At 64.5% G+C, this 12,756-nt stretch carries 9 protein-coding genes; 5 read left to right on the top strand and 4 right to left on the bottom strand.

Features of this window, described 5'->3' with window-relative positions:
• Nucleotides 1-55: 55 nt before the first annotated feature.
• The 3 genes from LOC57_RS00140 to LOC57_RS00130 all read right to left on the bottom strand — a co-directional run bounded on the left by LOC57_RS00140 (nt 56) and on the right by LOC57_RS00130 (nt 6,567).
• Nucleotides 56-1,813: an ABC transporter family substrate-binding protein gene (locus tag LOC57_RS00140; RefSeq protein WP_229957445.1), complete on the bottom strand. Its 1,758-nt coding sequence runs from the start codon at nt 1,811-1,813 to the stop codon at nt 56-58.
• A 273-nt stretch (nt 1,814-2,086) separates the two neighbouring features.
• Nucleotides 2,087-2,686 carry a GDSL-type esterase/lipase family protein gene (locus tag LOC57_RS00135; protein ID WP_229957443.1) on the bottom strand — a complete coding sequence of 200 codons (600 nt, stop codon included), beginning with the start codon at nt 2,684-2,686 and terminating at the stop codon, nt 2,087-2,089.
• Between the two features lie 62 nt (nt 2,687-2,748).
• Complete coding sequence (locus tag LOC57_RS00130) at nt 2,749-6,567, bottom strand: multifunctional oxoglutarate decarboxylase/oxoglutarate dehydrogenase thiamine pyrophosphate-binding subunit/dihydrolipoyllysine-residue succinyltransferase subunit (RefSeq protein WP_229957441.1); 3,819 nt, start codon at nt 6,565-6,567, stop codon at nt 2,749-2,751.
• Between the two features lie 468 nt (nt 6,568-7,035).
• Between LOC57_RS00130 and LOC57_RS00125 the strand changes: the two genes are divergently transcribed.
• From LOC57_RS00125 to LOC57_RS00105, 5 genes are all read left to right on the top strand, one after another.
• On the top strand, nt 7,036-8,409 hold the full coding sequence (locus tag LOC57_RS00125; protein WP_227913805.1) for a hemolysin family protein: 1,374 nt from the start codon (nt 7,036-7,038) through the stop codon (nt 8,407-8,409).
• Nucleotides 8,406-9,470: a hemolysin family protein gene (locus LOC57_RS00120; protein ID WP_227913806.1), complete on the top strand. Its 1,065-nt coding sequence runs from the start codon at nt 8,406-8,408 to the stop codon at nt 9,468-9,470. The genes LOC57_RS00125 and LOC57_RS00120 overlap by 4 nt, the downstream gene beginning before the upstream one ends.
• A gap of 121 nt (nt 9,471-9,591) precedes the next feature.
• Nucleotides 9,592-10,551 carry a metal ABC transporter solute-binding protein, Zn/Mn family gene (locus tag LOC57_RS00115; RefSeq protein ID WP_229957439.1) on the top strand — a complete coding sequence of 320 codons (960 nt, stop codon included), beginning with the start codon at nt 9,592-9,594 and terminating at the stop codon, nt 10,549-10,551.
• On the top strand, nt 10,506-11,372 hold the full coding sequence (locus LOC57_RS00110; protein WP_442860693.1) for a metal ABC transporter ATP-binding protein: 867 nt from the start codon (nt 10,506-10,508) through the stop codon (nt 11,370-11,372). The genes LOC57_RS00115 and LOC57_RS00110 overlap by 46 nt, the downstream gene beginning before the upstream one ends.
• A complete protein-coding gene (locus tag LOC57_RS00105; RefSeq protein WP_227913809.1) occupies nt 11,359-12,243 on the top strand; it encodes a metal ABC transporter permease in 885 nt (294 codons plus the stop codon). The genes LOC57_RS00110 and LOC57_RS00105 overlap by 14 nt, the downstream gene beginning before the upstream one ends.
• Before the next feature lie 33 nt (nt 12,244-12,276).
• On the opposite strand, the gene LOC57_RS00100 is transcribed toward LOC57_RS00105, so the two are convergent.
• Nucleotides 12,277-12,720, bottom strand: a complete 444-nt coding sequence (locus LOC57_RS00100) for a Fur family transcriptional regulator (protein WP_227913810.1) — start codon at nt 12,718-12,720, stop codon at nt 12,277-12,279.
• Nucleotides 12,721-12,756: the final 36 nt, after the last annotated feature.

Here is a 12,756-nt window from a genome sequence, read left to right as displayed (position 1 = left end):
GGACAGACACTGAGGTCTGCCCATCCCCGCTTATGCTGCGGCTAGCGTGGTATGGCTAGGCCTGCTTGGTCCACTTGTAGGCATTCCAAGTGATGCCGTTCTGGCTCGGGTTCAATTCCACGTTCTCCATCTTGGAGCTGTGCGCAACAACTCCGGAGTTCGCGTAAAGGACCACGTTGTAGACCTCTGCGGCCAGGATTTCCTCGGCCTTGGTCTTCAGTTCCTTGACTTCTTCTGCGTCAGTGGAGCTGGCGATCTGGTCCCAGAGCTTGTCCAGTTCCGTGTTGGTGAACTTGCCGTAGTTCTGCTCACCGTCGGAGACGTAGATGGACTGCGCGCTGGCGGCCAGGCCGGATCCGGCCCAACCGAACAGGATGGCATCCCATGCTCCGGGCTCGTCGAGCTTGGCGCTCCACTTCGGGTCCGGGGTCGGAACGATGTCGAAGCCGGCCTGGTCACAGGAGTTCTTGATCAAGGTGACGATGTCCGCACGCAGCTGGCTGGTAGAGGAGAACATCAGGCGCACGGAGACCGGGGTGGTCTTGCCGGCGTCGGCGAGCAGCTTCTTGGCGCCCTCAAGGTCCACTTCGTCGTAGTCGCTGGCCGACGGCGCGCCTTCCAGGACGTCTTCGTAATCTTCCTGGCCCGGCTGGTACTCGCGCAGGTTGTCCACGGTGGCGTTTTCGTCGACCGGCTTCGCGAACTTCTCGACAATGTCCTCACGCGGTACGCACTTGGCGAAGGCCTGGCGTACGGCCAGATCCTTGAACACACCGTTCTCGGACTGGTCCAGGTCGATGTGGCTGAAGGTCAGTTCCGGACCGGTCAGCATTTCAACGCTGTCACCGATGTTTTCGATGGCGGTCTTCGTGTCAACCGTTGCGCCGGACGGCTCGATGATGTCGACGTCGCCGTTCTGCAGGGCCTGAACGGCCTCGGTGTCTTCGATTGCCTTGAAGACAATGTTCTCGGTCTTGCCCTTGCGCTCGTCGCCCCAGTAGTTCTCGTTGCGCTTGAGGGTCAGGGTGCCGTCAGTGGCGTTGTCCAGCATGTACGGACCGGAGGACGGGATCAGCTTGGCATCCGGAAGCTTGGCGAGGTCTGCCTCGTAGTTCCAGCCGGTGTTCCAGAAATCGGCCATGGGGGTCAGCCCGGCAACGTCGTTGGACTGGATGGCCTTGATCAGGGCCTCGCCGTTGTTCTCCGTGCTCAGTCCGCCCTGCTCCGCAGCGATGTGCGCGGGCATGAGCGGGCCGATCATCAGGGCTTCCCAGTCGGCGTAAGGAGTTTCGAAGACCATCTCGAATTCCTTGTCGCCTGCTTCGCCTTCGATCATCTTCGTCTGCGAGAAACCGTTGGTGGAGGAGGGCTGGAAGATGTTCTCGCCGTCGGCGCCCACAGTCTTGCCCGAGTAGGCGGCCCAGTTCAGCAGGACGTCGTCGAAGTCGATGGGCGTACCGTCGGACCACTTGGCGTCTTCGTTGATGGAGTACTTCACCGTCAGCGGATCGTCGCTGGTCTTCTCCATGGTGCCGAATTCTTCGTTGTGAATAACGCCGTTGGGGCTGTACTCCACGAAGTTGCTGTGCACCAGGTTGTCAACGTACGTGTTGTACGTGCTGTTGGTGTTGGCCGTACCGGAGTTGTACGCGTCCGGAGCCTGGCTGATGGCGACGGTGATGGTTGAGGCAAGGTTTTCGGTCTCGTCGGCACCGCCTTCGCTTTCGGTTCCGCCCCCGGCGGATCCACAGGCGCCCAGGAACAGGGCGCCTACGGAGAGTGCGGCAAGAGCTGCCGTGCGCTTAGTACGCATCTGTAGTCCTAACTGGTGATGAGGAGTCAGGAACCACCAAAGATGGCCCCCCACGCGGCGAGTGATTGCCGCCACATGTGGAGAAACACTAACCACTAAATGTTTCCGGTGTGAGACAAGTTACGGGTTGTTAACTGATCGTTACCTGATCGTGGCCTCATGGGGGAACAAATGGGGAGCTGCATGAAAACAAGATGAAAATGCATGCAGAAAGGCCCTCCCGGAGCAATCCGGAAGGGCCTTGTGAAGGCTGTGCAGGCCAGCAGCGTGCAGTTAGTTCATATCTGGCAGGTCGAGCCACTGGTACCAGCCGCGGTGCAGTACCAGCCATGCCATGAGGCCGTAACCTGCCTGGCCTGGCGTTCCGCCGTTGGCAGCCAGATCCGTGCGCCACTGCTCATGGTTCAACAGCGGATTGAGGGTGTCCACGTACATGTGCTTACGCCGCGTGGTGACATCGCCGAAGGCTGCAGACAGGTCCGCGAGCTTCCGGTTCCGCTCCGGGTTCAGCCCCGGGGGAGGCCCGACGACAAAGACCTTAATGCTCATCTGGGCCGCACCGTCGAGGATGTTCGCCAGGTTCAGCCGGCTCCGCGCCGTGGTGAGCTCCAGATCCAAGTCACGGTCCGACAGTCCGATGACCAGGCGGTTGTCGCAGCCGTCCTCGAACCGGCGTCCCGCTTCCGCGAGCCACCGGTTGGCAAGGGCCTCCGTGCCCTCATGGGGCGCGGCAAGGCTGTAGGCCTGAAGGTTCACGTTGTCAGGCGAGGTGCGGGCCAGGACACGCCCCAGCCAGCCGAGTGCCCGCGGATCCCCGTGTCCGGCCAGCAGCTCATCACCCACCGCAGCAAGCCGAATTCTGCGTTGTTCCACTAGTCACCTTCTCAAGTCAAAAAACAGGGTGGGACGCCGAAGCGCCCCACCCCAAACCTAGCCTACTGACGTTCGAAGGCCTTCTTCACGAGGATGTCCTGCTCCACGGCATGGCGCTTGGCCGAGCCGGTGGCGGTGGACGCCGACGCCGGCCGGGAGACCAGCCGCAGGCGGGAATCCAGGTGCTGCGGCAGGTTCAGGCCCATGAAGGGCCACGGGCCCTGGTTGGCCGGCTCATCCTGTGCCCAGACGATCTCCGCATTCGGGTACTTGCCCACGGCGGCGCGGATCTCGTCGACCGGGATCGGGTAAAGCTGCTCCACCCGGACAATGGCCGTCTTCTCGTCCCCGGTCTTCTGGCGGTTGGCCAGCAGATCGTAGTACAGCCGTCCGGAGACCAGCAGTACCCGGTCCACGGCATTGGCATCCAGCTCGGCATGCTCGGGGATAACCGGCTGGAACTCGCCGTGCGTGAAGTCCTCCACCGACGTTGCCGCTGCCTTGAGGCGCAGCAGCTGCTTGGGCGTAAAGACGACCAGGGGCTTCCGCGGCCGGCTGTACGCCTGACGGCGCAGCAGGTGGAAGTGCGAGGCACCCGTAGTCGGGTTGGCAACAATCATGTTGTCTTCCGCGCACATCTGCAGGAAACGCTCAATGCGGGCGGACGAGTGGTCCGGACCCTGGCCCTCGTAACCGTGCGGGAGCATCAGCACCAGCGAGGAACGCTGGCCCCACTTCTGCTCGGCGGAGGAGATGAACTCATCGATGATGGTCTGGGCACCGTTGACGAAGTCGCCGAACTGCGCCTCCCAGAGCACCAGGGCGTCCGGGCGTTCCACCGAGTAGCCGTATTCGAAGCCCATGGCCGCGAATTCGGAAAGCAGGGAGTCATAGATCCACAGCTTCGCCTGGTTCGGGTCCAGCTCCGCCAGCGGCATCCATTCCTCGCCGGTGGCCCGGTCGTGGAAGACGGCGTGGCGCTGGGTGAAGGTGCCGCGGCGGGAGTCCTGGCCGGCAAGGCGTACGGGGACGCCTTCCATCAGCAGCGAGCCGAAGGCCGCAATCTCTGCGAAGCCCCAGTCGATGTTGCCTTCGCGGGACATCTGCTCGCGCTTCTCCAGCAGTGACTTCAGCTTCGGGTGGACGGTGAAGCCTTCCGGCACAGCCACGTGGGCCTTGCCGATGTGTGCCAGGACCTCGGGGGAAACCGCGGTGCTGGCCGGCTTGATGATCGTGGTGCCTTCCTGCTGGGCGGCAGGACGCTCCAGGTCGGAAATGGCTTCCGTGTCCTTGGTGATCACGGGGATGGGCGAGGTTTGAGCGGCATGCGTTTCAGCGAAAACCCGCTCGAGGCGGCCCTGGTAGTCGCGCAGGGCCTGCTCGGCCTCGTCCTGGCTGATATCGCCGCGGCCGATCAGGGACTCGGTGTAGAGCTTGCGTACCGAACGCTTGGCCTCGATCAGGCTGTACATCATCGGCTGGGTCATCGAAGGGTCGTCGCCTTCGTTGTGTCCGCGCCGGCGGTAGCAGACCATGTCGATGACAACGTCCTTGTGGAAGCGCTGGCGGTATTCATACGCCAGCTGGCCCACGCGGACCACTGCTTCGGGGTCGTCTCCGTTGACGTGGAAGATGGGCGCCTGGACCATCTTTGCGACGTCGGTGGAGTAGACCGAGGAGCGGGAGGAGGTGGGGGAGGTGGTGAAGCCCACCTGGTTGTTGACCACCACGTGGATGGTGCCGCCGGTGCGGTAGCCGCGCAGCTGGGAGAGGTTCAGCGTTTCCGCCACCACGCCCTGCCCTGCGAAGGCCGCATCGCCGTGCACGAGGATCGGCAGGACGGGGAATTCGTCGCCCTTATCCAGGCGGTCCTGCTTGGCGCGGACAATGCCTTCGAGCACCGAGTCGCCGGCTTCGAGGTGGGAGGGGTTGGCTGCGAGGTAGACCTTGGTCTGGTTTCCGTTGTCGGAGGTGAAGGTGCCCTCGGTGCCGAGGTGGTACTTCACGTCGCCGGAACCCTGGACGCTGCGCGGATCCTGTGTGCCTTCGAATTCACGGAAGACCTGGGCGTAGGTCTTGCCCGCAATGTTGGTCAGCACGTTGAGGCGCCCGCGGTGGGCCATGCCGATGCCAACCTCTTCGAGGCCGTCGTCGGCGGCACCGGAAATCACCGCATCGAGCAGCGGAATCAGGGATTCGCCACCTTCCAGCGAGAAGCGCTTCTGGCCCACGAACTTGGTCTGCAGGAAGGTTTCGAAGGCTTCCGCAGCGTTGAGCTTGCTCAGGATACGCAGCTGCTCTTCGCGGGTGGGCTTGGTGTACTTGGTTTCCAGGCGGTCCTGGAACCACTGGCGCTCTTCGGGGTCCTGGATGTGCATGTACTCGATGCCCGCGGTGCGGCAGTACGCATCGCGCAGGACGCCGAGGATCTTGCGCAGTTTCAGCATCGGCTTGCCGCCGAAGCCGCCCGTGGGCCACTCGCGGTCCAGGTCCCAGAGCGTCAGGCCGTGGTTGAGGACGTCCAGGTCCGCATGGCGGCGCTGCACGTATTCCAGCGGGTTGGTGTCGGCCATCAGGTGGCCGCGGACCCGGTAGGCGTGAATCAGCTGCTGGATCCGGGCAACCTTGTTGATCTGCTCGTCAGGGTTGACCTGGATGTCGGGGCTCCAGCGGACCGGTTCGTACGGGATGCGCAGGGATTCGAAGATCTCATCGTAGAAACCCTGCTCGCCCAGCAGCAGCTGGTGGATGATGCGCAGGAACTCGCCGCTGCCGGCACCCTGGATGACGCGGTGGTCATAGGTGGAGGTCAGGGTGATGACCTTGCTGATGGCGTTGCGGGCGAGGATCTTCTCGTTTGCGCCCTGGAACTCCGCCGGGTACTCGAGGGCGCCGGCGCCGATGATGGCGGCCTGGCCCTTGGAGAGGCGGGGCACAGAATGCACGGTGCCGATGCCGCCCGGGTTGGTCAGCGATATGGTGGTGCCGCGGTAGTCGTCGGCGCCGAGCTTGCCTGCGCGGGCCCGCTTGACCAGGTCCTCATAGGCGTGCCAGAACTCCGAGAAGTTCAGGGTTTCGGCCTTCTTGATGTTCGGTACCACCAGCAGGCGGGTGCCGTCCGGCTTGGGCATGTCGATGGCCAGGCCGAAGTTCACGTGTGCCGGCTGGACGGCAACGGGCTTGCCGTCCACTTCGTCGTAGTGCACGTTCATGGACGGGAACTGGGCGGCGGCACGGATAATGGCGTAGCCGAGCAGATGAGTGAAGGAGACCTTGCCGCCGCGGGCACGCTCCAGGTGGCTGTTGATGACGATCCGGTTGTCGATCAGCAGCTTGGCGGGAATGGCCCGCACCGTGGTGGCCGTCGGAACGGTCAGGCTCAGGTCCATGTTGGTGGCAATGGCCTTGGCCGGTCCGCGCAGGACGGTGACTTTGTCCTCTTCGGTGGCGGCATCGCTGGGCTGGGTCTTGGGCAGCTGTGCGGGGATGGGAGCAGCCTTGGGAGCTTCGGCCTTGGGGGCCTCAGCCGGGGTAGCGGCCTTGGCGGTTTCCTTTGCCACCGGCGGCTTGCCCGACTGCTGCGTTGCAGCGGGGGACTCGCCGGATGCCTTGGGTGCGTTGGGGGCGGTCGACTCTGCCCGTACGGCCGGCAGCTGCCGGGTTACCGGGTGGGCACCGAGCTCTGACGGTGCACCGGAGCCGTTGGAGCCATTTGAACCATTGCCTGACTTGGCGTCTTCAGCTTTGAAGGATTCGAAAATGCTCCACCACTTCTTGTCAACGGAATCCTTGTTCGACAAATACTGTTCGTACAGTTCATCGACAAGCCACTCGTTGCCCCCGAATTCCTCCGGCAGGCGGTGGTTGGATTGGTCTGGCACTAGATATACGCCTCTTCCATGAGTTGCCGTTTGCCCTGATGGCACCATGAAATCTGAGCGGTTCCGCCTCAAGACTTGCTGGTGCGGCCCGGTGCGCAGTGACCGAGACTTCATGCCAGTCTAGTGACATATTCGAAGATGTGGCCAATCCCGCACTGTTGCATGAACGCCTTGCCTGCCGATCAGCCCGGGAAGGGTATGGCGCAGCCTCCGGAAGCGGCTGTGGCGGGGGCGGCGCAAACCTGTAAACTGGCTTTCCTATGGACAGTTTCTCTAGGCGCCGGCCTGCGTCCCGGACTGCGGTTGCCGCAGCCGGTGCGCCCCGAGCCGGCAAAGCCCGCACACGTTCACCCCAGCATTCGCCTGCCGCTTCTTCGGAGCCTTCCAGTTCGGCTGCAGTCGACCACCCTCCGTCTGAACGTTTCGCTGCACCGCACTCACCCCTTTCTTTAATGGCGGTGGCCTGACATGGAATGGCTGTATTTGCTGTTCGGCCTGCTGCTTATTCTTGGCACGGGCTTCTTCGTCGCAGTGGAATTCGCCCTGGTGGCTTTGGACCAGCCCTCCGTCCGCCGCGCAGTGGAAAACGGTGACAAGGCAGCCGAACCGCTGCTGCGCTGCCTGACCACGCTTTCCACCCAGCTTTCAAGCTGCCAACTGGGCATCACCATGACCACCCTCCTGACGGGTTTCGTTATGGAGCCCTCGGTGGGCCGGCTGTTGGAAACACCGTTGACGGCCGTCGGACTGCCGCCCGTGGCCGTGGCCTCCGTCTCGGTCACCGTTGCCATGATCCTGGCAACGTTCCTCTCCATGCTGCTGGGTGAACTGATCCCCAAGAACATGTCTATTGCCATGCCCTTCCGCATCGGCAAGGCGCTGGCCCGGCCGCAGTTGGCCTTCACCGTGGTGTTCAAGCCTGCCGTCCTGCTGCTGAACGGTTTTGCCAACCGCATCCTGCACCTCTTCGGCCTTGAGGCCAAGGAAGAGGTCTCCGGCGCCCGGACCCCGTCCGAACTTTCGTCCATGGCGCGGCGGTCGGCGGAAATGGGCACCCTGGACAAGGACACCGCAGCGTTCCTTTCCCGCACGTTCTCCTTTGCCGGCCGCACAGCGGCCGACGTGATGACCCCGCGCATCAGGCTGGAGACGATCGACGCCGAACAGCCGGTGGCCGACGTCATCGAAGCTGCGCGCCGGACCGGCTACTCGCGGTTCCCGGTGCTGGGGGACTCCCCGGACGATATCCGCGGCGTCGTACATGTAAAGAAGGCTGTGGCCGTACCCCGCAGCCGGCGGGCCACGCTCCCTGCGGCGGCGATCATGAGCGAGGTCCTGCGGGTGCCGGAAACGGTGCACCTGGATTCCCTGCTCTCGGAACTGCGCAACGCGAACCTGCAGCTCGCCGTCGTTCTTGATGAATACGGCGGAACCGCCGGCGTTGCCACGCTCGAGGACCTGGTCGAGGAAATTGTCGGCGAGGTGTCCGACGAGCATGACAAGGCCAAGCCCGGCGTACTGCAGAGCGCTTCCGGCGCCTGGTACTTCCCCGGAATCATGCGTCCCGACGAAGTATCGGCACTGGTGCCGCTGCTGCGGATGCCCGACGAAGCCGGCTATGAAACTGTGGGCGGCTACATCATGGCTGAACTGGGCCGCATTGCCCGGGCCGGGGACCGCGTTCCGGTACCCGGCGGCCTGTTGGAAGTGGAACGGATGGACGGCCGGCGCATTGACCGGGTGAGCTTCATTCCGCAGGACGAAGAACAGGATGAATCCCATGTGGAGGACGAGGACGCTGCCGCTGCAGAACGGCCGGCACGCAGGGAAGGCATCCGATGAGTGACCTGGCAGGAATTTTCTGGCTCGTGGTCCTGCTGCTGGGCAACGCCTTCTTTGTAGGCGGCGAGTTTGCCGTGATGTCCGCGCGCCGCAGCCAGATCGAGCCGTATGCCGAGGCTGGCAGCAAGCGGGCGAAAACCACGCTGTGGGCCATGGAGCACGTCTCGCTGATGCTTGCCTGCGCCCAGCTTGGCATCACCGTCTGCTCGCTGCTGATCCTGTCCGTGGCCGAGCCGGCCATCCACCACCTGCTGTCCGTGCCGCTGGAAGCGGTGGGACTGCCGGTAGAGGCGGCCGACGGCGCAGGTTTCCTGGTGGCGCTGCTGGCGGTCACCTTCCTGCACGTAACCATCGGTGAGATGGTCCCCAAGAACATCTCGGTGTCCGTGGCGGACCGGGCCGTGCTCCTGCTGGCACCGCCGCTGGTGTTCATCTCGAAGCTGGTGCGGCCCGTCATCGGCACGCTGAACTGGCTGGCCAACCATGCCCTGCGGCTGATGGGCATCACGCCCAAGGACGAAGTGGCCTCGGCGTTCACGCTGGAGGAAATGCAGTCCATCGTCGAAGAGTCCACCAAGCTGGGGACGGTTGCCGATAATTCCGGCATCATTTCCGGGGCACTGGAATTCTCCGGGCAGACCGCCGGCACGGTCATGGTGCCGCTGGAGGAACTGGTGACGCTGCGGACCGATTCCACTCCTGCCGAATTCGAGCGGGCGGTGGGCCGGACCGGGTTCTCGCGCTTTGTCCTGGTGGACGAAGCGGGAAACCTGACCGGCTACATGCACTTGAAGGACATCATGTCGATTCCGTTGGAAGCCTATGAACGGCCGATCACGGAGAACAAGGTCCGCACCCTGGCCAACCTGCGCCTGGATGACGAAATCGAAGATGCGCTGGCCGTAATGCAGCGCACCGGCTCCCACCTGGCCCGCGTGCTGGACCGGGAGGGAACCACCCGGGGCGTGCTGTTCCTGGAGGACATCATCGAACAGCTCATCGGAGAGATCCGGGATGCCACCCAGGCGCAGGGGTTCCGGCGGACGGGTGAAAGCCTGTAACTGAATGCGCCGGCCCGGCATAATCTAGATGCGAACGATTCGCGTTTAGGTTATGCTGGGAAGGATCCGGCGCCGGCCGGGCGCGCTACCTTACCCACGCCTATCAGGAGCACACCCCCTTATGCGCCGCATCCCCGCCCGTCTGGCCGCAACCCTCATGGCCGGCGCTCTGGCGTTGGCCGGCTGCTCCGGCAGCGGGGAACCGGAAGATGCTAACGACGACGTAGTGAACGTGGTGGCGTCCACGGACGTATACGGCAACATCCTGAGCCTGGTGGGCGGCGAAAACGTGGAAGTGACAGCGCTGATTGACCGGCCGAGCCAGGACCCGCATTCCTACGAAGCCACTGCACGGGACCGCCTGGCCGTGTCCAAGGCCGATCTGGTGGTGCTGAACGGCGGCGGCTATGACAGCTTTATGGAAAAACTCGCGGAGGATGAGGGAATCCCCGCGGAGGACATCCTCAACGCTGTGGAAATCTCCGGCCTTGAGGACTCCGGTGGGGATGGACATGCCGGGGAAGATCACGCCGAAGACCACGCCGGGCACAACCACGGTTCGTTCAACGAGCACGTCTGGTACAGCCCCGAAGCCATGGGCCTGCTGGCCGAGGCCGCCGCGGAACGCCTGGCCGGCCTGGACGCCGGTGCCGCCGAAACCTTCCGCAGCAACGCCGCGGACTTCAATGCTGGCATCGAGAAGATCAACGCCTCCCTGGCTGCCCTTCGGGAAACCGCCGGGGGACGCGACGTCGCCTTGACCGAGCCGGTGCCGGACTATCTGGTGGAGGAAGCCGGATTGCACAACGTGACGCCGTCGGACTTCACCGAAGCCGTCGAGGAAGGCTCCGATGTACCGCCGCGGATCCTGAGTCAAATGCAGGATCTGGTCACCGGCGGCGGAATCGCTTTCCTGGGCTACAACGAACAGACCTCCACATCCCAGACCGAAGCGGTCCGTGAAGCCGCGCAGGATGCGGACGTGCCGGTGCTGGACTTCACTGAAACCCTGCCCGAAGGGCAGGACTACCTGCAATGGATGACCGCCAACACAGCCGCCATGGAAAGGGTGCTGCAGTGAAGCCTCCCGCAGAGCCGGTGGTCAGGCTGCGCGATGCCGGTCTCTCCTTCGGCGGCCGCACGTTGTGGAAGAACCTGGACCTGGACATCAACGCGGGGGAGTTCCTGGCCGTGCTGGGGCCCAACGGCTCCGGAAAGACCAGTTTCCTGAAGGTCCTGCTGGGGCTGCAGCCCCTCACCGGCGGCACCGTGACCATCAACGGCCGCAACGTGCACCGCGGCAGCAAGGACATCGGCTACATACCGCAGCAGAAGTCCTTCAGCCCCGGCACGCCGCTGCGCGGCCGGGACCTGGTGGGGCTCGGCGTCGACGGCGACCGCTGGGGCCTGCGCCTGCGCCGGGCACCGGTGCGGCGCCGGGTGGACCGGCTGCTCGAGCAGGTGGGGGCCACCTCCTACGCCGATGAACCCGTGGGACAGCTGTCGGGGGGTGAGCTGCAGCGGCTGCGTGCCGCCCAGGCGCTGGCTACCAACCCGGACCTGCTGCTCTGCGACGAGCCGCTGCTGTCCCTGGACCTGCATCACCAGCAGGCGATCAGCTCGCTGATTGAGCAGCGCTGCCACGACGACGGTTCCGCCGTTGTGTTTGTGACCCATGAGATCAACCCGGTGATCGAATACGTGGACCGGGTGCTGTACCTCGCGGGCGGCCAGTTCCGCACCGGCACGCCTGCCGAGGTGCTGCGCAGCGACGTCCTGTCCGAAATGTACGGCAGCCGGGTTGAAGTGCTGCGCAGCCATGGCCGCATTGTGGTCCTGGGCATTCCGGACGCCACCACCCACCACCACGGAGAAAGCGAGGGGGACCTTGGACCTGCGTAGCTTCTTCGACGCCGTTTTTGACTTCAGCGACTACGGCGAGCTGTTGCCCTTGGTGCAGAACTCCATCTGGGCCGCAGCCATCCTGGGGCTGGTCGGCGGATTGATCGGCACCTTCGTGCTGATGCGCGACCTCGCCTTTGCGGTGCACGGCATTGCCGAACTCTCCTTCGCCGGCGCGTCCTTCGCCCTGCTGATCGGGGCCAACGTGGTGGTCGGCTCCCTGGCCGGGTCCGTTGCCGCCGCCGTCCTGCTTGCCGTGATGGGCTTGCGGGCCCGGGACCGGAATTCGATCATCGGGGTGATCATGCCCTTCGGACTGGGCCTGGGCATCCTGTTCCTGGGCCTTTATGAAGGCCGCTCCGCCAACAAGTTCGGCCTGCTGACCGGGCAGATAGTCGCGGTGGACGCCGTCCAGCTGAACCTGCTGGCCGGCGTGGCTGCCGTGGTGGTGGCAGCCCTGCTCTTCATCTGGCGGCCGTTGACCTTCGCCAGCGCCGATCCGGACCTGGCTGAGGCACGCGGCGTGCCGGTCCGGGTGCTGTCGATTGTCTTTATGTTCCTGCTGGGCCTGGCCGTAGCCCTGTCCATCCAGGTGGTGGGGGCGCTGCTGGTGCTTTCGCTGCTGATCACCCCTGCGGCTGCGGCACTGCTGGTGACTTCCTCGCCGCGGCTGGTGGTGTTCCTCAGCGTGGCCTTTGCGCTGGTCTCGTCGGTGGGCGGCATCCTGCTGGCCCTGGGCGGCCGGATTCCGATCAGCCCGTACGTCACCACGGTGTCCTTCGTGATCTACCTGGTGTGCCGGATTATCCGGCGCGTCCGCAGCGGTTCCCGGCGTGAACTGAGCCGGAACACGGCCACCGCCGGGGCCTAAGGGTTACCCCGAACCTGGGCCGGCTGCCGGAACCTAGGGTGACGGGGTTGCTTTGGCGGCGCTGCATTCGGGGCACAGCCCGAAGACTTCAACGGTGTGGGCCACCTCGGTGAACCCGTGCCTGGCGCCCAGCCCTGCCGCCCAGCTTTCGACGGCCGGTGCTTCCACCTCCACCGCCTTGCCGCACTCGCGGCAGACCAAATGGTGATGATGGTGTCCGACGGCGCAGCGCCGGTACAGCGCCTCGCCGTCGCCCGTGCGCAGGACATCCACCAGATTCTCGTCAGCCATGGACTGCAGGATCCGGTAGGCGGTGGCCAGCGAAATCCGTTCACCGCGCTCCTGCAGCAACCGGAAAAGTTCCTGGGTGCTGACAAAGTCGTCCAGTTCGTCCAAGGTGCGGCCCACTGCCAGGCGCTGGCGGGTCACACGCGTTTCCGGTGCCCGCTTGGACGTCCGGGATGTCTCTGGTGACACGGCGGTTCCTCCAGGCGTATTGGTCGGGCGAACCCC

The sequence above is a fragment of the Arthrobacter sp. zg-Y750 genome, from assembly GCF_020907365.1.
Taxonomy (GTDB): domain Bacteria; phylum Actinomycetota; class Actinomycetes; order Actinomycetales; family Micrococcaceae; genus Arthrobacter_B.
This window is presented reverse-complemented; position numbering and strand designations above follow the sequence as displayed.

Bases quoted from the DNA above. Each gene is read 5' to 3' on its own strand.
- LOC57_RS00140 (WP_229957445.1), bottom strand. From the start codon at position 1,813: ATGCGTACTAAGCGCACGGCAGCTCTTGCCGCACTCTCCGTAGGCGCC.
- LOC57_RS00110 (WP_442860693.1), top strand. From the start codon at position 10,506: ATGGATGACCGCCAACACAGCCGCCATGGAAAGGGTGCTGCAGTGAAG.
- LOC57_RS00125 (WP_227913805.1), top strand. From the start codon at position 7,036: ATGGAATGGCTGTATTTGCTGTTCGGCCTGCTGCTTATTCTTGGCACG.
- LOC57_RS00115 (WP_229957439.1), top strand. From the start codon at position 9,592: ATGCGCCGCATCCCCGCCCGTCTGGCCGCAACCCTCATGGCCGGCGCT.
- LOC57_RS00120 (WP_227913806.1), top strand. From the start codon at position 8,406: ATGAGTGACCTGGCAGGAATTTTCTGGCTCGTGGTCCTGCTGCTGGGC.